A 24,491-nucleotide genomic window follows, 5' to 3' on the forward strand; every position below is an offset into this window, starting at 1 on the left:
ATCAGGTACCGGACGCTATCCGAGGCTCCTGACCTGCGACGTCGGGATGAAAAAGGCTCATGGATTGCGGTCTGCCTTGCCAGCGCACTTGGAGACCCTGGCTGGCATGCTCGTCACCGCGTCGGCGTAGCCCGACGACGAGCAGATGTCCGCCACGCGCGGACTCAAGGTTGCTTTGTTGCACTGCCACGATCCGGCGATGGCCATGCCCCCGCCGGTGATGTCCCGCCGGGTGGTGTAACTCGCAGCTGATCATGTGTGGTCGGCGAGCAGGGTCGTTGTGACTATGACGCGGCCAGGGCGGTGGCCGCCAGGGGTTCGGCTAGATTCTCGGGCGGGGCCGCGAGTTGGGCCATGGATCCTTCTGAGAGGTAGCGGCGGTCGCTGACTTGCCATTCGTCGTGGTGTTCGGCGAGGACGGCGCCGGCCAGGCGGGCCAGGGCGTCGGGGCTGGGGAAGACGCCAACGACGTCGGACCGGCGTTTGATCTCGCGGTTGAGCCGCTTCAGTGGATTGGTCGACCAGACCTTCTTCCAGTGCTGGTAGGGGAAGTCGGCGAAGGCGGTGACGTCGTCGGCCGCGTCCAGCAGCATCTGTTCCACCGGAGGGAATTGGCGGCCGAGCATGGCAGCGATAGCGGCCAGCTGGGAGCGGACCGTGGCGGCGTTCGGTTGGGCGAAGACGGTCCGGATCGCGGCGGCGACCATCTCGGCTGACCCCTTCGGAACGCGAGCCAAAACGTTCCGCATGAAGTGGGCCCGTACAGAAACAAGGGGTCGCTTTCGTCGGGGTAGATCGTTGATCCGGCATGGGGATCAAGGAGGGGGTACGGCAGCAACTTGCCGTGCGTTTCGGCGTGTTGCTGCCGCATCTCAACGAGCGGCAGCGGCGGCTGATGCTGGCGACGGAGGCGGGACTGCTCGGCCATGGCGGCGTCCGCGCCGTCGCGCGGGCTGCGGGAGCGAGCGAGACCACCGTCCGCCGGGGCCTGCTCGAGCTGGACACAGGCTCTGCGCCTCTGGGCAGGGGACGTGTCCGCAGACAGGGAGGTGGCCGTAAGCGTCTGACGGAGCGTGATCCGCAGCTGCTGGCGGCGCTGATGGCTCTGGTCGAGCCGGACGAACGAGGTGATCCCATGTCGCCGCTGCGCTGGACCACAAAGTCGCTGCGCAAGCTGGCCGCCGAGCTGGCCCGTCAAGGCCATCCGGTATCTCCGGGTTCCGTGGGCAAGCTGCTGCGAGCGAGCGGATTCAGCCTGCAGGGAACCGCCAAGACCCTGGAAGGCAAGCAGCATCCGGACCGGGACGCCCAGTTCCGCTACATCAACGAGCAGGTCAAACAGTTCCAGGCGGCCGGCGAGCCGGTGATCAGCGTCGACGCGAAGAAGAAGGAGATGCTTGGCCGGCTGCCGAACGCCGGACGGGAGTGGCGCCCCAAGGGTGAGCCGATCGAGGTTGAGGACCACAGCTTCTTCACCGGTCCCAAGGGTGAGACCGCCATCCCCTACGGTGTCTACGACCTGACGGCCGATGTCGGCTGGGTGAGCGTCGGCGTCGATCACGACACCTCCGCCTTCGCGGTCGCCACGATCCGCCGCTGGTGGCAGGCCCGGGGCCGGCTGGACTATCCGGCCGCGACCCGGCTGCTGGTCACCGCGGACGCGGGCGGCTCCAACAGCTACCGCTACCGGGCCTGGAAAGCCGAACTCGCAGCGCTGGCCGCCGAGACACAACTGGCCATCACGGTCTGCCACTTCCCTCCCGGCACTTCGAAGTGGAACAAAATCGAGCACCGGCTGTTCTCTCAGATCACGATGAACTGGCGAGGCAGGCCGCTGACCAGCCACGAAGTCGTCGTCAACACGATCGCGTCGACCACCACCCGCACTGGACTGCGCATTCACGCCGAACTTGACCTCAACGCCTATCCGCTCGGCGTGGCGATCAGCAAGGCACGGATGCAGGCCCTGCCAATCGAACTCCACCCCGTGCGTGGTACCTGGAACTACACCCTCCGCCCGGCGCCGACCGACCAGACAGCCGCGCCAGTCCCTTTCACGACAGCGGAACGAGCCACGGTGCTGGAACTGCTGGACGACCCGCGGCTGACCGGCATGACCAGCGGCGATCTCGATGCCCTGGCCGAAAAGCTGGCCACGGCCCAGCGGGCCCAATGGGAACAGCAGCGATACGAAGCGCGCGGTGGACCACGTCGTCAGCGCCCCGGAACACACGGCAAGAAGCCCCTGCTCAACGGCCGCGATCGCATCCTCGTCACCCTGCTCTACCAGCGGCGCGTGTGCTCGCAGCGGGTCCTGCGCGAAATGTTGGAGATCAACGACCGCACCATGAGCCAAGTCATCACTGACACCCGCGTGCTGCTGCGGGAGAACAAGGTCAGCATCGAACCGACCACCCTGCTCTTCAGCACCCCCGACGAGCTACTGGCCTATCTGCGCACCGGGGATCTGGCATCCCGCAGCCGCGAACTGCTGCCCGAGACCCTGTCCGACCCTGCCCTGACCGGCATGAGCCGCACCGATCTCGCCGTACTCGTTGACCGCCTCGCACTCCGGCAGGCCGCCCGAGTGGAACGGCGCCGTCACCAACAACGAGGCGGCGCCCGCCAGCTGGGCACCCGCGGCGGCATCTTTCCTCAGAAGATCGGCGACGCGGAGCGCGTGCTGGCCGCCGTGCTCTTCCACCGCCGGGTCTGCACCGGCGAGGTGTTGGCCGAGCTGTTCCAAGTGAGCCGCCGCACCATCGGCAACGCTCTTCTCGACGTGCGCCTGCTCCTGGAAGAAGACGGATTCCACCTCAAACCAGCCCCGAGGAAACACCGAACTGTCGATGCCCTTTTGGCCTCCGTTCCCCAACAGGGAAACCCACCACGTTAATTACGCGCAGCTCCAGTGAACCCGACACCGTTGCCAGGCTGCGCCGAGGAAGACCGCCCGCAGGGCGCTGACCAGGCCGGCGTGGGCGTCGGAGATGGCCAACTGCACTCCGGTCAGGCCGCGGGCTTTGAGGGAGCGTAGGAACGCGGTCCAGAATGCGCCGTCTTCTGAGTCTCCGACGGCGAAGCCGAGGATCTCCCGGCGGCCATCGGCCGAGACGCCGGTGGCGATGACGACGGCTTGGGAGACGACCCGGTGACTCACCCGGGCCTTGCAGTAGGTCGCGTCCAAGAACACGTAGGGAAAGGTTGTGTGGCCAAGGGGGCGGTCGCGGAACGCTGCGACTTCGCCATCGAGGTCGGCGCAGATGCGGGAGACCTCCTTTTGGAGATGCCAGACTCGGCGCCGAGGGCTTTGACCAGGTCGTCGACACTGCGGGTGGACACCCCGTGCAGGTAGGCCTCCATCACCACCGCGAACAGGGCCTGGTCGATACGGCGGCGGCGTTCCAGCAGCGAGGGGAAAAACGACCCCGACCGCAGTTTCGGAATCTTCAGCTCCAGGTCCCCGGCCGCGGTGGTCAGCAGCCGGTCCCGGTATCCGTTGCGGTGGGTGGTGCGTCCTTCGGTGCGCTGGTGCGGGGCGGCGCCGATTACCGCAGTCGCCTCCGCCTCGATCAACGCCTGCAGAACTGCTTGCAGAGCGTGACGGATGACGTCGTCGGCGTCGGCGGCTTTCAAAGACTCCAACAGGTCGAGCAGGGCAGACTGATCCAGAGCCATCGTGTGGTGTCCTCCGCGAGAACCTTTGGTCGGGAACTCGCTGACCGTCACACGATGGCTCGCCCCATGTCCGGGGCTTGCGTCAGCAGCCTGGAGTTACACCACCCGAGGGGACGTCACCTGCCCGGCCCGCGCCATCGCGCCACTCCTCGGAGATCTTTCTACACCTTCGGTGCCTCTGAAGCGCTAGGGCGAAACGCGGAGTGTGCGCGTAATGATCAAGTAGTGAAACGCAGTCATAGATGGTTTTCCCAGGTCAACAGGCATCGGGCGGTGAGAGGCACTGTCCTCCTGAAGCGGTGCTGCTTGTAGCAGGTCCACCGGAAAGCAAGGAAGTCCTCTTCGGCGATTTGGGTCGACCGGGGCACCTCACTCAGTGTCGACCACCTGGCCGACCATGTAGTCACTGACGCACTCGAAGCCATCGAGATACTACGCAAGGGGACGTTGGGAAGCTCAGGCTTCGCGCAAAGGTGGCTGGTCCTCTCGGTGATCGCGCGGCATCTGGGGCGGTGCCGGCGACGATCCGGGCGTATCTGAAGGGACGGGCCTTGCACGATGCCCATCCGAGCACGGCAAGCGACCCAGGTTTCATGGCCAGGATCAGGGACTACTTACGCCTCAGACGCTCCGCAGGCCTCGTACTTCGCCCAGGGGGTGACGTGCCAGATAACGACTTAGACGCAAATTGATCATCGGTTTACCACGTGCGAACACCCTCTGATCTCATGTCAAGGATCGGGAGCTTTGATGAAAATCTCACCTCCTGGACCTCTTGAGCACATCAGTAACGATGGGGTGGAAGCTTGTGGCACATCTGGTACCGCTCCGGGAGGTATGTCATCCTCGGGACGACGTCCTCGAAGGCGGGTTGGCAGACAACCACTTCGCAGCTCAGCTGGACAAGGTGGTCCGCGACGCGGAGCATTATCCGGTGTACGGCGATGCGGAAGCATTCTTCGCGCAGACCTACCCCACGAGCGGTCTGAAGACGTTGCTCACCAAGACTTTCGGTCGCCTGAGCGGAGTGAAGGGTGTCGCGGGGGAAAACGGCGTACTTCGCCCGACGACCTCGTTCGGTGGCGGTAAGACCCACGGTCTGACCGCCGTCTACCACCTCGCCAAGGGTGCCCGGCCATCCAACATCACTGAGTTCCTCGACCTGAGTCTGCTTCCCGAAGGCCCCGTCCAAGTAGCGGCCCTGGTCGGCGACGCGCTCGACCCCACCGCGGGTATCGAGACCAACGGCCATCGCACTTACACGATGTGGGGTGAGATGGCTGCCCAGATCGGCGATGACGCGTTCGCAGCGATGGAGGCGAACGACACCCAACGCACCGCTCCGGGCACCGCCACGATCAGGGCCGCCTTCCGTGGCAAACCGACAGTCGTGATCATCGACGAGATAGCCAAGTATCTGCGCGCGGTGGCCTCCTCCGGGAGCGAGGACATACGACGCATGGCCGGCGCGATACCGGTCTTCCTCGGCAATCTCTTCGAAGTCGCCTCCGATCCGACCAACAAGGTCTCGGTCATCATCACCCTGGCCGCGACCACCAACGCGTTCGGTGCGGAGACCACCGAGATCAGCGAGTTAACCGGTGAAGAGAAGGAGAAAACCGACGCCGCGAACACCGCCTCAGTTAAGGCCGCCCGGGAGATCGGCGACGTGCTGACCCGCGCGGTGCAGCCGAGCGCGGTGATCAAGCCGGCCGATGACAACGAGATCGGCGAAATCCTCAAGAAGCGCATCTTCGTTTCCGTCGACGAGGAGGCCGCCAAGGCAGCCGGGGACGCTTACCGGGACTTGTACGAGAAGCTCGCCAGGGCCGAGCAGCTCGCCGGCGGCGCCGAGCACCCGGTTTCCTATGGCGATTTGGTCACCAAGAGCTATCCGTTTCACCCCGAGCTGGTCCGCGTCCTCGACAAGCGCCTGGGCAACATAACCGAGTTCCAGCGCGCCCGCGGCGCCCTGAAGCTCCTGGCCGAGGTCGTGGCCAACATCTACGCCACCAACGACAACACGGCGATCATCAACGTCGGCGACATCGACTATTCCAACGAGCCGGTCCTCAACCACCTCACCGACGGCCTCGGCCGCGCCGAGTACGCGAGCGTAGCCAAGGGCGACTTCGCTTCCAAGGCATCCCACGCCGCTGTCGTCGACACCGACGTCTTCCCCGGCAAGCCTGCCTACGCCACCCGCGTAGCCCGCACCGTATTCACCCACTCCCTGGAGATGGTGTCCACTGCGGGAGCAGGCCGCAACGATTGGGTGGTCGGTACCCTGCGTCCCGGCGAGGACGCCACCATCTTCGAGAAGGCGCTGACCGAGTCGGAGAAGGTTTTCTGGCACCTGTCGTACGACGGTGCTCGCTGGCGCTTCAACATCGAGCCCAACGTCAACGCCATCATCGAGACGGAGAAGCGAAACGTCGCTAACACCGCGGTGGCCGCGGAAGTCGATAGCCTGATTCAGAAGGCGTTCGCCAACGACGGCGGCGTCACCGCGATCCATTTCCCATCAGGCCCTGCTGAGATTGCGGACAAGGACGCGCTGCGTGTGGTCGTACTCGACCACGATGTCGTTACCGTCGACCCGGCCCACGCCGACCAACCACCGGCACAAATCATAGAGATGCTCGACAAGGTCGGCTCGGTCGGTACGCCGCGCAAATACCGCAACTCTCTGGTTTTCGCCCTGGCCGACGCCGAGCAGGTCCACCTGCTCAAGGACCGTGCACGTGCCCTGATCGCCTCCAACAACCTCGCCGCCGATACTCACCGGCTGGGTCAGTTCAGCGAGGAGGTTCGCAAGAAGGTCGAGGCCTACGACAAGGAGGCCCGTCTCCAGGCCCGCATCGCGGTCACTCGGTGCTTCAAGCACATCTACTACCCAGCCGACGAGAGGGCCACCGGCTACCTGCGCCACCGGGAGCTTCCCGCCCAGTCTCAGGGCGACCCGAAGAACGCCACCTCTGCAGTCATCACCCTGCTGACCGACGAGGACAAGATCCGTACCAGCCCGTTCACCGCCTCCTTCCTGCGCAACCGCACCTGGGCCAACAAGGAGGCCACGAGCACGGCGGCGATCGCCGACTACTTCTGGTCCGACCACAAGGCCTCCATCGTTCGCAATACTTCCCTGCTGCGTGACGCGATTGTCAACGGCGTTAACCACGACCACTGGGTCTACTACGACTCGGCCAGCGGCAAGGCCTACACGGCCAACAACCAGGCTGGTATGTCGATCGCCTTCAGCGCCGACGCCGAGGTCATGACTATGGCCGAGGCACAGAAGCGCGGCCTGCTGGTCCGAAAACCCACCCAAACTGACCTCCGTTCGGTGCTCACCAGCGACCAGCTCACCGGCGCTGACGTCCGCACCCGCCTTGAGGCCGTCTGCGGCGGCGAGCCCTCCAAGACCGACGTGCTCGACCTGCTAGCCACCGCAGTCCAGTCCAGCGAGTACAGCTGGTTTGTTGTCACCGACACCGCGCCTGCCGCCGGTGTCCGGGCGCTCTCTCCCTCGGCGATCAAGGACAAGGGCCTCGACACCCTCCACATCCTCAGCCGGGAGGCCGCCGACGAGATAGGTGTCGAGGTTCCCACTCGCATCGCCACCTCCAAGACCTTCACCGCGAACGGCCCCGGCGGCGCGGCCATGCAGACCCTGCTTGACGCCGTCTCCGACTATGCGATCCGCGCCATCAAGACTCTTACTGTGAAGGTCAGCGCGGATACTGCGTCTGGCACGAGCGACATCGACCTCGCTGTTGCCTCGCTCGGCATGCTACAGAAGCAGACCATCGCGGTCCGCTCCACTATCCGCGCAGAGTACAAGGGTCTCACCGGAGGCGGCATCCAGTTCCAGGGCACCGCTGAGCGCGCCGACTTCCAGGTGGCCTATGGCCACGCCAAGAAAGCGCTCACCGCCGCCACGAAGGTGGTCGGCGACCTCACCCTCACCTTCCGATTTGACCCGGCACTCGACGTCAACGACCCGCAGTTCGCACAGATCCATGACGTCATCAAAAAGCTCGGTATAAAGAGCACCAGCATGACTGCAGAGGTGACCAAGTGACCGCCTCCCAGCGCGTGGCGACTGTCCCGAGCCGACGGCTCGCTGCCGTCACGGGCGTCCGTGATTTCCGTCTCATCGTGCACCCCGACCGTGGCGAGACCTACGGCCTGACTATCGAGGAGACCTACGGGGAGGCCGGCTCCGTCCTTGCCACGGCCGTCGTCACCCTCACCCCGCAGCAGACGAGCCGCGTCATCGATGCCCTCTTTGCAGCTATGAGGCGATCGGGCCACCAACCCAGCGTGCTGACCTTCACCCGCAAAGCACCCATTCGGCTAGCCGAACCCGACGGCGTGCGCCTGGCCCTGATCCTGATGGCCACCCAGCCCATTGCCAAGCACGAGCGCGTCCGTGCACTCGTCACTGGCATCAACGCCATGAGCATCGAGGAGACCTACTACTGGTACTCCAAGTGCATTGGCATCGACGCCAATCGCGCCCGCAAGGCCCTCCGCACCCTCCTCTCCGACGCCTGAAAGAGCTATCTTTGAGCAGCACTAAGCCACGCGTCCTCATAGAGGACTGGCTCCCTGTCGCTGAACTCGGCATCGAGTCCCGCCGCGAGCGCGGCGCCGCCTCCGCCCTTCCACCGCTTTCCTTCCTTCACATCTGGTGGGCCCGCCGCCCCCTCGTCGCCTCCGCCGCCGTCGCCCTCGCTGGCGTCCTACCAGCCTGGTCCGACGAGCTCGCCGAGACGTTCCCAGACGCTGCTGAACTCCAGAACGAGGCTGCCTACCGCCGCTGGCTGCTTCACCTTGTCGGTATCTGGGGCGACCCGGTGTACGGGCGGAAGGTCATCGACGCTGCCAACGCCGCCGGCGTGAAGCTCGAGGGTAACGGCTACGGCTACAAGCAGGCCTTTCGCAACCCGATCCCGCGCAAGGACATCGACCTGCTCCATGCGGTGCTCATCCATACCTGGGGCAAACTCCCGATGCTGGCCGACCCGACGGCCGGTGGCGGCAGCATTCCTTGGGCGGCGTCCCGCCTTGGGCTCCCGGTGGTCGCCAACGACCTCAACGGCGTCGCCGCTAGCGTGCTTAAGGCTGGGGTCGAGATTCCCGCGACCAAGGGGCTCGACCTGGTTCCAGAACTGGAAAAGTGGGGGCAGGTCCTTGTCAAGCGCGTCGAGAGCCGACTCAAGGAGTACTTCCCACTCCAGGGTGGCGAGAGCGTTATCGCCTACATCTGGGCCAACGCCATCCCTTGCCCCCGTACGGGCCGTTCCGTGCCACTCCTGCCCGATAAGTGGCTCCGCAAGACCACAGGCAAGGAAGCCGCCGTTCGGATGCTTACCGAGTACGACGGCGTAGCGCTCCCCGAACCGATCTTCGAGGTCGTCCTTGGCAGGGACGTCGACAAGACCGACGCTTCCACTGGCACTACCGCCCGTGGCAAGGCTATTTCGCCATACGACAACCTCGTCATCGACGGCGACTGTATTAAGAAGGCCGCACAGGTTGGCCAGATGAAGCAGGTCCTTTACGCCGTCGCCATCCGCAAGCCGTCCGGCGAACGCACCTTCCGTGCCCCCAACCAGATAGACCTCGACGCCATCGCCGCCGCCGAAGCCAAGTACGCCGAGGTTAAGGACCTCTGGATCGCCACCGGCATCCTGCCGAGCGAAGCGATCCCTGACTTGATCCCCAAGCACGAGATCCGGCCCTACGGCTTCACCTACTGGACCGACATGTTCACTCGGCGGCAGGCACTCGTCCAGGGGGTCTTCGTCGAGGAGTTTGCCAGCCTCGAAGCCGAGGTCCGCGAGGCACTCGGTGAGGATGCCACCGACGTCTTGTTCCAGTTGGCTTTGATGCAGGGCAAGGCTCTGAACTGGAACTCGCGCATGTCGTCTTGGGACGTCTCACGTCAGAAGATGCGCAGCGTCTTCGACCGCCATGATTTCTCATTCAAGTGGACCTTCGCCGAGTTCGAGGGTGCTCGGGCGCTTTTCTCGTGGTGTCTCAACCAGCTCACCGACGCTTATGGTGGAATCGCACGCCTGCTCGATGAGACCGGTGTCTCGCTCGCGGACGTCAATAATCGATTGCCGCGACAGGTGACCATCCTTCAGGGAAGTGGTGCAAGTCTAGCCCTTCCCGACGGTGTCGTAACCCATGTGTGCATGGACCCGCCGTACTACGACAACGTGATGTACGCGGAACTGGCCGACTACTTCTACGTATGGGAAAGGCGTACTCTCGGCCGGCTGGTTCCCGACTATTTCCACGACGACCTTACCGATAAGGACAACGAGGCCGTCGCTAACATCGCCCGTTTTCTGACGATGGGCAAGCGTCGCCAAGAGCTCGCTGACCTCGACTACGAGACGAAGATGACCAGTATCTTCGCCGAGTGCCGCAGAGTCCTCGCCAGTGACGGTGTGCTCTCGGTGATGTTCACGCACAAGAAGGCAAACGCGTGGGACACCCTTGGCATGGGCCTTCTACAGGCAGGATTCACAATCGAGACCTCGTGGCCGGTCAACACCGAGACTGCGGTTGGGCTCAACATCAGAGCTCTCAACTCAGCCCAGTCGACGATCATGCTGGTGTGCCGCAAGCGGGAAGATCGAGAGGGTGTCGCGAAGGTCTATCTGGATGACATCGAGCAGGACGTTCGCCGCGCGGCCCGCGACGCCGCGATGCGTTTCCAACACGACGGAATTGAGGGCGTTGACCTGCTGCTCTCGACGTACGGCCCCACCCTGTCAGTGATCTCGCAGAGCTGGCCGGTCTACTCCTCGACCCCCGACGAGGATGGTCGCGACGAGCTGCTGCGCCCTGAGGAAGCCCTCGCCCTGGCACGCGAAGAGATCGTGGAACTACGCCGCTCACGACTGGTCGGGAAAGCGGCGAAGGTCGACACCCTCACCGATTTCGTGCTGCTGGCCTGGGACACCTTCGCTGCCCGCGAGTTCCCCTTCGACACTGCCCGCCTCTTGGCGCTCGCCGTCGGTGGGCTCGACGTTGACGATCTCGAGCGGGCCAAGGTGGTCTCCAAGTCCTCAGGCAAGGTCATCCTGCTCACCCCGAGTGAGCGGGTGCGGCGCGGTAGCGACTCCCACGCCCCCGGCGTACGCCCCGAGGCTGCCTCGTTCGACTACATCATCGACGCGGTCGACACGGCCCTGTACATCGCTGAGCACGATGGCATGCCGGCGGCGAAGCGATTCCTCGACAAGCACGGCTACACCAACGACGCTGGCTTCATCTCGACCCTGCGAGGTCTAGTCAACGCGATGCCGCGCGCCAAGGCTAAGGGAGAGTGGGTCGTCCCCGAGGCAGGGAACCTCGACACCCTGTGCACACTCTACTTCCCCGACGTGCCCCTGCCGGAGGCCACCGACGTAGCCACGCTGGTCGAGGACAAGCCTGAGGCGCTCTTCGAGATGGAGTGAGGTTGGCCGAGCACGACGACGCCCTGTTTCCCGATGCTGCAACGCCAGCAGCACCGGTGCAGAATGGTCTCTTCGACCACGACTATGCTACGGCCGAGGACTCATTCCTGAGTGTGACGCTGAAAGCGATGTACTCGCCCAACGATGCACCGTTTGAGACGTTCTACGAGCCGTTGCTTTCCAGGTCCGTCGCCTACGACCGTGCGGTCGGCTACTGGTCCGGTGCAGAACTGCAGTTTGCCGCGCAGGGCACGGCGTACTTCATCGCCCGTGGCGGCGTGATGAGGCTCATCGTCGGCGCCCAGCTCAGTAAGAAGGACGTGGACGCGGTGCTCTCCGGCATCCCGCTCGACGATGTGATCGCCGAGCGTCTACTGGCTGATCCTGGCCTGGAGGGCACCAAGATCGTGCAGAGCGAGCATCTCAGCGTGCTGGCCTGGATGGTCGCCCACAACCAGCTTCACATCCGAGTCGGCATCCCGGTCGACAAGCATGGCCACCTGCTTACCCATAAGGAGTCGGGCCGCTACTTCCATACCAAGTACGGCATCTTCACAGACCGTTACGGCCACAAGGTCGCATTTAGCGGCTCCAACAATGCCTCGGTCACAGCATGGGTGAAGAACCACGAGACCTTCGACGCCTACCGCTCCTGGCGTGCCGAGTCATGGGAGGACTACGGAAAGCCCAAGGAGCAAGCCTTTGATCAGCACTGGCGCGGCCACCCCGACAAAGGTTGGGCTGTCATCGATCTGCCCATCGCCGTCCGAGAACACCTGATAGAGCACGCTCCTGACGCTCCGCCGTTTCCCACCAACACTCTCGTGCCGCAGCCCAGGCCCGAGGGGGCCGATCACAAGACACCGCCTGTCGAGGTGGACGTCGATATCCAGACGGCCTGGGACGAGCTGGTCGTTCTCCGAGATGCGCCGAAGGCGTCCGCATGGACTGGCGTGGGTACGGCCTGGGCTCAGCCGCTACCGCATCAGGCCGAGTTGATCCATCGGGTGGTATCGACGTACCCGCGGGGCTATCTCTTCGCCGACGAGGTCGGTCTTGGCAAAACCGTCGAGGCAGGCATGGTGCTACGTGAGCTCTTCACTTCCGGCAGGGCAAGGAAAGCCTTGCTCCTAGTGCCGGCCTCGGTAATGAAACAGTGGCAGGAAGAGCTCCACGAGAAGATGAATCTCGACGTCGCCCGCTACGACAAGGGCAATTTCGTCGACCGGTTCGACCAGCCCCTCGAGACTGGCGTGAATTCCAACCCGTGGTCGGCCTTTCCGATTGTGCTTGCCTCCTCCCATCTCGCTCGCCGCCGCGCTCGCCGTACCGAGATCCTCGACGCCGGACCGTGGGATGTCGTTCTCGTCGATGAGGCCCACCACGCCCGCCGCCGCGGCTCCAAGGCGACCGACACACCGAACTCCCTACTCGCGCTGCTCCAGGAGATGAAAAAGCGCGACCTATGGCGTGCGCTCTACCTTGCTTCGGCGACCCCGATGCAGATGCACCCCCACGAGGCCTGGGATCTCATCGAGCTCCTCGGACTGCCGGGTAAATGGGGCGAGCAGGCGTTCTTCTTCACTCAGTACTTCACCTACCTCGGCGACCCGCCCGAGAGGCGCGGCTGGAAACTCATCTGCGACATGCTGGAAGATTACTTCTCCGACCCGCTCGCCGATCGCGACTACGAACTGGAGCAGAAGGTCAACGATGCACTCGGGTGGGCCGACGCGTTCACGGTGATCGGGATGGCCGGCAACCCACCCTCGCCTGACCTCAGGGCACAGTTCCCCAATGCCACCTCGGAGTGGATGGATAAGTGGGCTCGCCGCCACACCCCGATGCGCGATCGAGTTTTCCGCAACACCCGCAAGACCATGCGGGCCTACCAGGAGGCCGGCATCATCCCGGCCTCGGTCGTCATCCCGTATCGACACGTCACTGACGAGTTCATCCCGCTAGCGCCGAACGAGCGGAGGCTGTACGACCGTATCGAGGAGTACATCCGCCGCCACTACAACGCCTATAAGTCCGACAACGCCACCAGGGCCCTCGGTTTCATCATGACGGTCTACCGGCGCCGGCTGACTTCCTCCTTCGAAGCGATCAAGCAGTCCCTCCAGCGCCGCTTGGACGTACTCGAGCAGGGCAAGAGCGCGGCCGCCCTCCTTACCGACGACGATGGTGCTGACCTGGAGGGTTCTCTCTTCGACCCCGAGGCCTTCGACGTCCGCGCCGACCGTCTTAAGGGGGAGATCAGCGAGCTCCGTTCCTTCCTCAACGACCTCGGCGACATCACCGGTGAGGACACGAAGGCCAAGCAGCTCGTCGAGGATCTGGCCGAGTCGTTCAAGACGTATGACTCCGCGGTGGTCTTCACTCAGTACGCCGACACCATGGACTACGTCCGCGAGCGCCTCTTGGCCGCTGGCTACAACAAGCTTGGCTGCTACTCCGGTCGCGGCGGCGAGATTTACGATCCGGTCGCAGGGGATTGGAAACCGGTCACGAAGGCCGAGATCAAGAACCGGTTCCGCAACGGCAGTATCGAGGTCCTCATCGGTACCGACTCGATGAGCGAGGGCCTCAACCTGCAGACGTCGGGGCGCCTCATCAACTACGACATGCCCTGGAATCTGATGCGCGTCGAGCAGCGCATCGGTCGCATCGACCGTATCGGCGCTTCCTACAAGGACCTCCAAATCAGCAACTACTTCTACCAAGACACTGTCGAGGAGCAGGTCTACAAGGGCATCAAGGAGGACTACGACGACTTCACCAACATAGTCGGGGGCGCAGCACCTGTCCTAGGCACTGTCGAGAAGGTCATCGAAGACCTCGTCCTTGCTGCAGACCTCAGCGACGAAGTCATCGCCAGCGAGATCGCCAGCATCCGAACCCAAATCGAGGACATCAACAACCAACCCGTGAGCACCGACGACCTCGGCGCCCCCGATGACGGCATAACCATCAAGACTCCTCCGAACCTGGTAGGAGACATTACTCCGCCAGTTCTTGCCATCAAGCTTACAAACAACCTTCTCTCAGGCCGCTGGCTGACCCCAGACGACGGACGCCCCGGTATCTACAACCTCTTCCTTACGCGTGACGATGCCCGTGTTTCCTTCAGACCTTCCGACGGCGCGATATCTAGCGAGCACTATTTGCGTCAGCCACCCACGGCCCCGGTCCCCGTGACATTCGACCGCGACATCTGGGACACTAGCAGCGACAGCGACCTCGTTTTCCTGACCTATGGGTCACCCGAGTTGGCCTCCCTCCTCCCCCGCGAACCCGGTGAGTGACAGATGACGGCATGGACCACTTCAGCCGGATAGCAGCGCTCTCCGGTCTCCAACCTCAAGCTCGATCGCATACGGAAGACCCCCGCTGATTCCTAACCTATGTCGGGCTCGATTCCAGTCATCCACGTTGAAGAGGAACCCGACCCGGGGTGGAGCCGGGACGGCCCATGCTCTCTCTTGAGCGCTGGAGAGCCCCCAGATCTTCGAGGGGGTTCGCCATTGGATGATGCGCTGCTCCCCGCTCGACCATGGGGGATATACGAGGGGCGATCTTGCCTGGCACGGACTGTCCGCGATCAGTCCCCAGCTCAAATTATGCTTGGAGCCAGAGAAGAGCTCGCTCTCCTAATGTGGGTGTTACTGGTTACGTTGCCCAGTTGTGCTTATGGGTTATCAAGGCCACGGCGCTCCGCGGCGCCGCGCGAACCGTCGCCCGCTCTGCCGGCCAGGCATACGGCATCGACGCCGGTCCCTGCCAACGGCGGAACGCGGGCCGCCCGGCTTACACAGCTCCCGCCCGAACAACCAGTACCCGTCGTCAAAGAACACGCCACCGCACAGATACAACACCATGATCGCCAACCCGGTTGGCCAGCCATCACACTTGGTCGGAGCCGATCGAAGGGCCCCGACTTCGTACCTCAGCCCCGGCCCGCCAAGTTCCATAGCTGAACAGCCTGAGTTACTGGTCCAGCCAGCCGGCAATCAGACATACCGATGACAATTCTCCGGTGCCGGGGGCCGACTTACGAACTTCTATGATCGATGGGAAGATTCGAGCTTGCGTTCCAAACCGCACCAGATTCGGCATGCAAGCTCAACTAAGACAAGAATTCTCTAGGTCTTCGGCCGACAGGGGTTTCAAAGCGTCGACGGCTGCGATGCGAACAGGTGGACGTGGATCTTGTGAGTACCGGCGAAGCAATTCCACAGCACGGCGTCCGCTAATCAGCTGCACAGCCTTTATGGTCGCTTTAGCACTTTCGGTTGTGGCACCAGCAAGGGTGTCGGGCATCTTATCTAGCAGCGGTTCTCCGACTGACGCCAGCGAAAGAGCTGTCCTCAAATTATGTGGCGGGACTAGTTCTTCAACATACTGGTTGACCTCTTCTGCCACCTCGGCTGGAATCGTTGACAGTGACTCCAAGAGAGCAATCACAACCAGTTTGATTCGGCTCGAGCGCTCATCTTGTTTAGCAATACGCTTAAGCAGTAGCTTCAGCAGATCGATTCGCCCTGGTTGGTTTAGTTGCTCAGCGGCAAGCACTATCACTTCATACCAACGAGCAACATGTGCCTTCGCGGCAAGGAGATCAACGGCAGCGATGTCAGCAGCTTCTCTGGCGGCCAGGTAATCCTGGATAGCTCGATGCCTGAAGTGGATCGTGCCTCGTGATGATTCGTCTAGTACTCCTGTCTCACCGATCAACGCATCGAGAATATCGACGGGAGCGGCCGTAGGCTGCCAGGGAAAAACCGATGGTAGCCGTAGTGCGACGAGGTCTTCGGCGATGTTTCGCTCGATTTGTGCGCGACCACGTACTAGTAGAACCCATGCAAGGTATTGCAGCAGTTGTGTCGACCTGCCGCCTGCCACTGCAGAGACCGTTGAGTAACGTCTATTAAGCAGCGCTTCGGTCGAAGCCTTATATAGATCCGTTAGTCGGCCCGGCAATTCACCTCGCTCCATATTGGCTCTGCTCATAACCGCTGCCAGCAACGGAGTGGTAGCGAGTTCCTGCAGGCCTGGAACCGCTTCGAGTTGTGTGCGCAAAGCCGTCTCGTAGGCCTGAATTCTATTGGCGAGGGTAACATCAGCCTTAGCTGCAATTGCATGGCGAAAATGGATCAGATTCCACAGTTCGGCCTTGTTGAGAGGTTCGACAGATGCGTATACAAATCCCTCCTCCTGCAACCAGCGAGGATCAACGGCAGAATGGCGCGATGTAATTACTACTTGATTGTCTGGGTGACGTCTTAGAAGATCTCGTATCCACACCTTAATTGCAGACCGATGCGCTTTCATCACTTCGTCCGCACCATCCAGCAAAACCATAGCTCGTCCGGCGCGTAGCTGCCAACGCACCCATTCCTTCGGAGGAGCCGATGCAAGCGCGGCCGCGTTGTCGTTGAGCAACTTCTCGGGACTTGGCAGATTCCTATCGGAATAGTCCCTCAAGCTAATAAAAAAGGGAATAGTTCCCGACAAGGCAGCCTCACGTGGAGATCCTCTGCGAGAGGCGAGCATTGCAAGCTGCACAAGAAGTGCAGTCTTCCCCGAACCGGCGCTACCGAATACGATAATGCGGGGATGGCGCAGCAGCGATTCTACAGGAGTAGTTATCCGCTCGTCTCCGACCTTGACCTCTACGCTGCCGCAAACTGCATCCCAGGCCGCATGCGAGCAATTCGCTAGACGGCGATCAGCTTCGAATGGCTCCTGCCAGTTGAATTGGATGCCGAATGCGTGAAGATACTGCCAGGTGTAGTCCTCGCTTGCAGGGTAGCCCTCTGGCACGCCCAAGGTATCGAGAGGCAGCCACGGCAGATTATCTTCGATCTCTTGCCCTAGCTTGACAAACTGGGCATAGTTCGGGGCCGGCGTTGCAGCGGCGAGTCGCGAAAGAGCACTAGCGATTTCGGCGACGAGTACGGAAGAGGCCGTCACGACCAAAGAGTAGAAGCGGGCTCCCGAAGGCTCGAGCTGTGCGTTCGGGTCAGCCAAGGCATCCCGTGCAAGTTGGGCCAACTTAGCCGGATCATCAATGGCGGATAGTATGTCTTCCCCCGTTAGCTCTCGCGTGTGGAGTGCCATCAATGCGTGATGCAAAGCCGTTTTTTTGGCGTCGACATCCGCCCATTTTGCGCTGAGCAATGGGCGCATACGTCCTTCGGCAGAGAGCATGAGCGACTCGAGTTGCACTGTTATTTGCCGTGATAGCAGAGAGTCCTCAAGCCTGATGCGCTGCAGCAGGGAGTGGCGGTCGGATGCCGACCAGAGGCGGGTGGCAGCATGAACGATCGCGCGACTAATCGCGACTACATCAACGTGCTCGCCCTCATCCTCCTCTGCGAACTTTGCAGTCAATTCAAGGTGACCACCCAGAGCTGCGATGTAAGCACTGATGGACTCCATTTGCATCCGCCCTAGCTCGCCGTTTTCCATGCGAGACACTCGGACCTGACTAACGCCCATCGACTGGGCCACCATCTGTTGCGTGAGTCCGCGTGCTTTGCGCATCTGTGCCAGGTGATAGCCAAGAACAAATGCTTCGCGCGCAGTTTGTGCATCTTCACGTCTCTCCGAGGCGTCGATACCGGGGTCCCTGGTACGGCGCTGGTCGAGAGCAGTCTCCCAGCGGTAGTGGGTGGTCATTCGATCTCCTCGGCCGGAGTGCTCAGGTAGCGTTCGTATCGTTCTTCCGCGAGTTTGATGGCATCCGTATACCAGGTCTTCCAGCTGCCCGACTTGTCGCCCGCCACGAGCAGGATGGCCTGGCGCGCAGGATCGAAGATGTACAGGATCCGGATCTCCGTACGTCCGGCAGACCCTGGGCGAAGCTCTTTGAGGTTGTGGAGCCGCGATCCGGTAATCCGATCAGACAGAGGTCGGGTCATCGCTGGCCCCTGCTCGTGGAGCAGCTCAATGGCAGCACGGACCTGGTCAGCACTGGCGTCATCAAGCTCGATGAACCAGTCCTTGACCTCAGGGACCAGGATGATCTCCCAGGGCACCCGCTGAGCATAACCCACAGGTTATGCTCGTGTACGCGGCTTTCGCAATTGACTTGTCGAAGGATGACCAGGTTCAGGGACCACGCTGGCCAAGCCCCGAAGCCTTCAGATCCAGCGAGCACCGGCGCCACCACCGACGTTGACTCGCCCCTATCCATAACGTGCCGCTCACGTCGAGCGGTAGCTCCTGGACGACCTGACACATCACCCCCTCACTCTCCCACCCGGCTCACCGAGCTAGGACGCTGGGGCTGCTGCGGGATATGTGTGGGATGGGACTGGCTGCCGAACGATTGCCGAGAACTTGCGGTGCAGGTCAGGACGATGATGGGCCTCCCGATGGGGGTCCACTTCTAATCCGACGGTGGAAGAGGCGAAATCGCCGCGCCTCTCCCGGCGACGCCTCAGCTGCCGACTGAGTTGGCAACGGCTGATCGTGCCTCCCAGGGGAAGCCGTCGGGGTCGCTGAAGGGGGTGGCGGCGCCGGTGATCGTGAGGCGGTGTGATCCGGAGCCCTCCTGGGGGACGCCGGTGTCCTTGGCGAGGGCGCGGCGCGGGTAGAGCGCGAGCGTGACGGCCGACGACGGGGTATCGAACTCCACGTACCTGCCGCCGAAGCTCTTGGCCACGACCAGGCCGCGCTCGACGTAGAACCGCTTGCTCGCCTTGACATCCGCCACGCCGAGCAGCAGAGCAACCTGGTCGATCTGCCGGGCGGCGGGGCCGGTGTCCTTCTTAGCCGAGCATGCGATCTTGCAGATGGTCCCGTCCGGGGCACGCACGATGCCGCCGTAACCCCAGAAGCTCTTCGTGGCCGGCTTCAGCGTCGTGGCGCCGGCTTCGAGGGCGGCGTCAATGATGGCGTCGACGTTGCCCGGCTGGGATGTCACGAGGGACAGCGCGAACCCGCGGAAGCCCGTCGACGGCGCGTCGGAGGCGCGTACGTGCACGTAGGAGCCCAGTCCGACGGCCTGGTAGAAGGCCGCCGCGGTCGTGGGGTCGGGGACTTCCAGGGTGACGGATTCGAAGGAGGTCATGGCAGGTCCTTTGTTCGGGAGGGGTCGGTCGTGCGGCGGGCGGAGGGCGTGGTCACCGGTCCTGCAGGACACCGAGGACGTTGCCGTCGAGGTCGGTCACGGTGGCCACCAGGCGGCCGCCGCCGACGTCGTGCGCGGCCTCCTGCACGGTGGCCCCGGCGGCGGTCAGCTCGGCCAGCTTCGCCTCGATGTCCGGTACGTGCCAGTAGGCCACCGGCGAGGTCATGCCCTGCGGTCCGCCGCCCGGCACCAGCCCGATGTGCTGGCCCTCGGTGTCGAAGCCGACGTAGTACGACGAGTCGTGCTGCGGCGCGATGCCGAGCAGCGCCGCGTACACCGCCTTGGCCTTGGCCAGGTCGGACACGGGGTGCAGCACGGTTTTGATCGCCGGGGTGGAAGATCCGGTCATGGTCGGCTCCTGTGATCGTGGGGCGCGTCGTTCGCGTGGTCACAGCCTCGCTGGCGGCCCCACCGGCCCACATCCGTGGTGACCACGGATCCGCGCCACGGATACGGCACGGAGGGGATGCGGCAGACTGGGACAGTGGCGGCGGAAGTGGAAATCTCGGCTCGGGAATCCGAGGTGCTGGAGCTGGTCGGGGCCCATCTCAGCAACGCCGAGATAGCGGCCCGGCTCTTCATCTCGGTGCGCACCGTGGAGAGCCACGTCTCCTCGCTGCTGCGCAAGCTGGAGGCCCCCGATCGGCGGGCGCTCGCCCGGCGCGCCCCCGAGCCGGTGGACGCCGGCCCGTCCCGTACGGCCCCGGTCCTGCCCGCCCCGCTGACCTCGTTCATCGGACGCGTGAACGAGCGCGCCGAGCTGATCGAGCTGGTCAAGGCAGGCCGCCAGGTCACCGCCGTCGGCCCGGGCGGAGTGGGCAAGACCCGGCTCGCGTCGGCGGTGGCCGCCGAGGTGGCCGGCGCGTACGCCGACGGGGTGTGGTTCGTCGACCTGGTCCCGGTCACCGACGCAGGCATGATCGCGACCGCGGTCGCCGGGGCGCTCGGCCTCGGCGAGCAGCCCGGCCGCGACATGACCGCGTCCGTGGTCGCCGCGCTGGCCGACCGGCACGCGCTGCTGGTCCTGGACAACTGCGAGCAGGTCGTCGACGGCGTGGCGCCGTTCCTCGAACGGCTGCTCGCGGCCTGCCCCCGGGTGACGGTGCTGGCGACCAGCCGGTCCCGGCTGATGGTGCCGTTCGAACGGGTCTATCCGGTCCCGCCGCTGTCCCTCGACGGCGAGTCGGACGCGGTCGCGTTGTTCCTGGAACGGGCCGCGGCGGCCGGCCGGACGCCGGATCCCGCGCCGCTCGACCAGATCGCCGCGATCTGCGAGCGGCTGGACGGGATGGCGCTGGCGATCGAGCTGGCCGCCGCCCGCTGTCCGACGCTCGGGCTGGACGGCATCACCGCCGCCCTGTCCCACCCGCTGCGCATGCTCACCGGCGGCTCCCGCGTCGACGAGCGGCACCGTTCGGTACGCGCGGCGCTTGACTGGAGCCATGCCCTGCTGGACCCGGCCGACCGGGCGTTGCTGCGCCGGGTGTCGGTGTTCGTGGCGCCCTTCACCGCCGCCGCGGCCGCGCAGGTGGCGGGAGGCGAGGAAGGCGTCGTCGCCGACGGACTGGCCCGGCTCGCCGAACAGAGCCTGCTGGCGGTGACCGCGTCGCCGGCCGGGACCGAGTACCGGGCGCTGGAGACCATCCGCCAGTACGGCACCGAGCGGCTCGACGAGGCCGGCGAACTGGCCGGCGCCCGGTCCCGGCACCTGCGCTGGTGCCTGGACAAGGCCGCCGGCCTGGCGGTGACCGGCCAGGACTGGCGGGCCCGGTTCGACCTGGTGGCCGACGACCTCCGCGCCGCCCTCGCGTGGGCGGCCGAGCGACCGGAGCGGCGCGCGGACGCCTACGAGCTCGCCAGGCACCTGGCGGAGCTGACCTTCACCCGCAACCTGACCGGCGAGTCCCAGCGGCGCTACGAGCAGGCCGCCGCGCTCGCCACCGACCCCGCCGCCGGGGCGTCGATGCTCCGGCAGGCCGCGGCCGTGGCCGGCTGCCGGACCATCGGCGATGACATGTACCGGCTGCGCCGCGCCGCGGCCGACGCCGCCCGCGCATCCGGCGACACCGCCGGCGCCGCCGCCGACCTGGCGAGCGCCGCCACCATCGCGTTCCGGTTCTCGACCATGTTCGTCCGGCTTCCGTCCCACGAGGAGGCGCTCGCGCTGCTCACCGAGGCGCGCGAACCGGCGGGCGACGACCCGGCCCGCTACGATCCGGCCGCGCGGGCCGCCGTGGCACTGGCCGAGGCCGCGGTGCTCACCGACGCGTTCGGCGCCGTCCAGGGCCCGCCCGGCAACGCCGTACCCGAGACGATCGCGCGCGCCGAGCACGCGGTCGAGCTCGCCCGCCGGACCGGCGACCCGCTCGCCGAGTCGGCCGCACTCGACGCGCTCACCGGCGCGCAGAGCTGGGCCGGCGACACGTTCGCCACCGCGGCCACGGCCCAGCGGCGCATCACGCTCCTGTCCTCCCTGCCGGCCTCTCCCGCCGCCACCCACGAGCTGATCGACGCGCTCGCCATCGCCACCGAGTCCGCCCTCGGCGCGGGCGACGTACCGGCCGCCCGCCGCTGGGCGCGCCGGCTGGCCGACCACCCTTCTCTGGCGGAGGTCGGCCATCGCGCCACCTGCCGGCTGCTGATGGTCGACGCGCTCGCCGGCGACGTCGGCGAGGTGCTCACCGGCAGCGTCCGGTTCCTCGACGCGTGGCGGCGGGCCGGCAGCCCGTCCCGGACGCTCCTGCGCCCGGCGGTGGGCGGCGTCGCGATGATCCACGGTTTGCGCGGCGACGGGGATGCGCAGCGCGAATGGCTGGGGATCCTGGACGAGCTGGACACCCCGCCCGAGCACACCTACGGCTACGGGGCGGTCTTCGACGCGATCCTCCTGCTGCACCGCGGGCAGGCGGCCGAGGCGCTGGAGCGGACGGCCCCCGAGCCCGGGCAGGTGTGGAAGTGGGTCACCTGGATCTGGCACCACTGGTACGTCGCCCTGCGCACCGAGGCCGCCGTACTCGCCGGAAGCCCCGACGCCCGCGACCGCGTGGCCGAGGCCCGTACCGTCGTGACCGGCAACCCGGTCGCCTCCGCTTTGGTGGAGCGGGCCGAGGCCCTGCTCGACCACGACGAGGAACGGCTGCTCGCCACCGCGGCCGCCTTCGACACCGCCGGCTGCCCCTACCAGTCCGCCCGAACCCTCCTCCTCGCCGGCACCCCCCGCGGTGCCGCCGCCCTGTCCGCCCTCGGCCTCGCCCCGATGGCCCTGCCCGCCACCCGAGGCACCTCGGCCGGCACCTGAAGGCGGAGCCGCCTCATCAGGTCCACCGACGGACGTCCCGGCGGCGAATCGGGCCGCCTTTCTCCGGACCTACGCACGATGGTCCTGACGAGCCGGGCAACGTGCTCTGCCTCTGTCCCGACCACCATGTCCTGCTCGACGAGGGCACCGTCACGATCAACGACGACCTGGTGGCCATCGACCTTCCGACCGGCGAGCCGATCGGCCCGCTTCGGCGCGTGGCGCGGCACCGGCTGGAACTGCGACACCTGGCCTACCATCGGGAGCTCTGGGCGACCCCTACGCCGAGCGGACCTACCGCAAGCACCTGACCCGCCGATCCGCTGGCCAGACGGGGCGCCCGGGAAGTGACAGACTGTGATCGAATGACCGCCCTAAGCAAGACACCTCAATACCACCGCCGTGGCATGAGCCGGTAATTCAGCTCCACAGAACCCAGGGCACCACAATGTCCATCAAACCCGGCGCGGAACATGGCGCCATGTTGTTCACCAGATGGGCCGGCATGAGGCCATGGTTGGCTGAGATGCGGACTCCGGTCAGCGCGCCAGGAGCTCCTCATGCAGGTGTTCATCGAGATCGGCGATGAACGACTCGCCACGCCAGGGCTTCAACCTGTTACGCACGTCCACGATCCGCAAGGCGGGTACGCGTGCTCGTGTGGCCGCCGCCAGGTCGATGCAGGCGTGCAATGTCACGGCCGCTGCCTCTGGGCCTTCCGCATGCAGCCGCGCGAGGGCGAGATCGGCGGTGACGATCGCCCGCTGGACCGTTTGCCTGGGCTGCGTGAGTGACTCACGTGATCGGGCCAGCTGTGGCTCGGCGTCCGCGCCCCGGTTGAGGTGGAGGTTGCACACTCCTTCGAACCCGTCGAGGTATCCCGGTCCGAACCTGCCGGCTGCCGGGTCGGAGCTGACGTCACCGTCGACTTCTTGCCAGGCGAGGTGGAGGGCGGCGAGTGCGTGCCGGTCCTGGCCGGCGCGGGCGGCCAGCTCTGCTTGGAGCGCGTGTGCCCGAGAGCGCATGATCCGGCTGTCGCTGCGGCGGGCATCCCGTACGGCCGCGTCGGCGACCCCCCGGGCCGCGGGCACATCCCGGGTGGAGTACAGCATGGTCAGGGCTTGGCTGGTGCGGATGGCGGCCTGCTCCCAAGTAGGCAGATCCCGTGCGGTCCGCACCGCCTGTGCGTAGAGAGCGGCTGAGGTGCCATCGTCACGACTCTCGAACGCCATCCGCGCCGCCACCATGAACGCGTTGGCCGCCGCCTGCGCCAATGGCAGCCGCATCACATCCGGAAGGTCGACGGCGAGCAGGCCCCGGCAAGCCTCGACCGCCGGCGCCAAGGCGACCTGGAGTCGCGAGAATGGCGTGCTGCCGACCTGAGCGTTGATGCCGGTGACCAGATCATCGATCTGCTGGACGACCTCATTGGTGAGGTTCTGCGGCGCGGCCAGGACGCGAGCCAGTGTCTGGCCCAGGTCTGGGGTCAAGAAGGCCAGTAGTGCGTGGCCGGGGGTGGCCGTGCGGACCACCTGGGCGCGCAGTTCGGCGACGCGGTCGGCGCGCACGCCCCAGGAAGGCAGCAGGGACATGAGGTGATCGAAGTCCGAGCCGGGCCCGACAGCCACTTCGTCACCGCGGTGTGCGAACACGTAGGCGAGCAGCAACTGGTACCGCTCGCCGGGGATCACGGGGGCGTCTTCGCTCTCCCACCGGGCGATCGTGCGGACCAGGCTGGCGATTCCGTGCCGCGCCACCGGGGTGATCGACAGTGTGCGGGCGGCGTCTCTGATCGCCCGAGCCTGGTCAGACCACGACCAGCCACGCCGTTCGCGCAGGAGGCGGAGGGATCGCGGGGTCGCACGCCGGTCCTTCTGCGTCATGAACCAAG

12 protein-coding genes and 2 pseudogenes are annotated in these 24,491 nt (G+C 65.1%); 7 read left to right on the top strand and 7 right to left on the bottom strand.

What is annotated here, in order from left to right; all coding sequences use genetic code 11:
* Window positions 1–284: 284 nt before the first annotated feature.
* Window positions 285–761 (bottom strand): annotated as a pseudogene (locus Sru01_RS20335) (transposase); the annotation flags it as partial.
* A gap of 47 nt (window positions 762–808) precedes the next feature.
* Between Sru01_RS20335 and Sru01_RS20340 the strand changes: the two are divergent.
* The gene (locus Sru01_RS20340; protein WP_203988835.1) at window positions 809–2,896 is read left to right on the top strand and encodes an ISAzo13 family transposase; all 2,088 of its coding nucleotides are present in this window, start codon (window positions 809–811) and stop codon (window positions 2,894–2,896) included.
* Between the two features lie 12 nt (window positions 2,897–2,908).
* Here Sru01_RS20340 and Sru01_RS20345 read toward each other — a convergent pair.
* Window positions 2,909–3,678: pseudogene (locus tag Sru01_RS20345) on the bottom strand (IS256 family transposase); the annotation flags it as partial.
* Window positions 3,679–4,471: 793 nt separating this feature from the next.
* On the opposite strand from Sru01_RS20345, the gene Sru01_RS20350 reads away from it, so the two are divergent.
* From Sru01_RS20350 to Sru01_RS20365, 4 genes are read left to right on the top strand one after another with little or no spacing between them, the layout of a single operon-like run.
* Complete coding sequence (locus Sru01_RS20350; RefSeq protein WP_507763319.1) at window positions 4,472–7,762, top strand: ATP-binding protein; 3,291 nt, start codon at window positions 4,472–4,474, stop codon at window positions 7,760–7,762.
* A complete protein-coding gene (locus Sru01_RS20355; RefSeq protein WP_203988839.1) occupies window positions 7,759–8,238 on the top strand; it encodes a DUF7680 family protein in 480 nt (159 codons plus the stop codon). Before Sru01_RS20350 ends, Sru01_RS20355 begins: the two co-directional genes overlap by 4 nt.
* 11 nt (window positions 8,239–8,249) lie before the next feature.
* Window positions 8,250–11,162, top strand: a complete 2,913-nt coding sequence (locus Sru01_RS20360; protein WP_203988841.1) for a DUF1156 domain-containing protein — start codon at window positions 8,250–8,252, stop codon at window positions 11,160–11,162.
* Window positions 11,163–11,164: 2 nt separating this feature from the next.
* Window positions 11,165–14,470 carry a DEAD/DEAH box helicase gene (locus Sru01_RS20365; protein ID WP_203988843.1) on the top strand — a complete coding sequence of 1,102 codons (3,306 nt, stop codon included), beginning with the start codon at window positions 11,165–11,167 and terminating at the stop codon, window positions 14,468–14,470.
* A gap of 817 nt (window positions 14,471–15,287) precedes the next feature.
* On the opposite strand, the gene Sru01_RS20370 is transcribed toward Sru01_RS20365, so the two are convergent.
* The 4 genes from Sru01_RS20370 to Sru01_RS20385 form a co-directional block, all read right to left on the bottom strand.
* The gene (locus tag Sru01_RS20370; protein ID WP_203988844.1) at window positions 15,288–17,846 is read right to left on the bottom strand and encodes an NACHT domain-containing protein; all 2,559 of its coding nucleotides are present in this window, start codon (window positions 17,844–17,846) and stop codon (window positions 15,288–15,290) included.
* Window positions 17,843–18,205, bottom strand: coding sequence for a type II toxin-antitoxin system RelE/ParE family toxin (locus Sru01_RS20375; RefSeq protein WP_203988846.1), 363 nt, complete (start codon window positions 18,203–18,205; stop codon window positions 17,843–17,845). The genes Sru01_RS20370 and Sru01_RS20375 overlap by 4 nt, the downstream gene beginning before the upstream one ends.
* Window positions 18,206–18,609: 404 nt before the next feature.
* The gene (locus Sru01_RS20380) at window positions 18,610–19,242 is read right to left on the bottom strand and encodes a VOC family protein (protein ID WP_203988848.1); all 633 of its coding nucleotides are present in this window, start codon (window positions 19,240–19,242) and stop codon (window positions 18,610–18,612) included.
* Between the two features lie 52 nt (window positions 19,243–19,294).
* Entirely contained in the window at window positions 19,295–19,651 is a 357-nt protein-coding gene (locus Sru01_RS20385) for a VOC family protein (RefSeq protein ID WP_203988850.1), read from the bottom strand.
* 117 nt (window positions 19,652–19,768) lie between these two features.
* Between Sru01_RS20385 and Sru01_RS20390 the strand changes: the two genes are divergently transcribed.
* Together Sru01_RS20390 and Sru01_RS20395 are read left to right on the top strand one after the other, a co-directional pair.
* On the top strand, window positions 19,769–22,600 hold the full coding sequence (locus Sru01_RS20390) for an ATP-binding protein (RefSeq protein WP_203988852.1): 2,832 nt from the start codon (window positions 19,769–19,771) through the stop codon (window positions 22,598–22,600).
* Between the two features lie 47 nt (window positions 22,601–22,647).
* Window positions 22,648–22,911: an HNH endonuclease gene (locus tag Sru01_RS20395; RefSeq protein ID WP_275412192.1), complete on the top strand. Its 264-nt coding sequence runs from the start codon at window positions 22,648–22,650 to the stop codon at window positions 22,909–22,911.
* A gap of 228 nt (window positions 22,912–23,139) precedes the next feature.
* Here the strand turns inward: Sru01_RS20395 and Sru01_RS20400 are convergent, their stop codons facing one another.
* Window positions 23,140–24,483 carry an NsdA family TPR-like regulatory protein gene (locus tag Sru01_RS20400; RefSeq protein WP_203988856.1) on the bottom strand — a complete coding sequence of 448 codons (1,344 nt, stop codon included), beginning with the start codon at window positions 24,481–24,483 and terminating at the stop codon, window positions 23,140–23,142.
* Between the last annotated feature and the right edge of the window lie 8 nt (window positions 24,484–24,491).

This window comes from Sphaerisporangium rufum, from assembly GCF_016863395.1.
Lineage (GTDB): Bacteria > Actinomycetota > Actinomycetes > Streptosporangiales > Streptosporangiaceae > Sphaerisporangium > Sphaerisporangium rufum.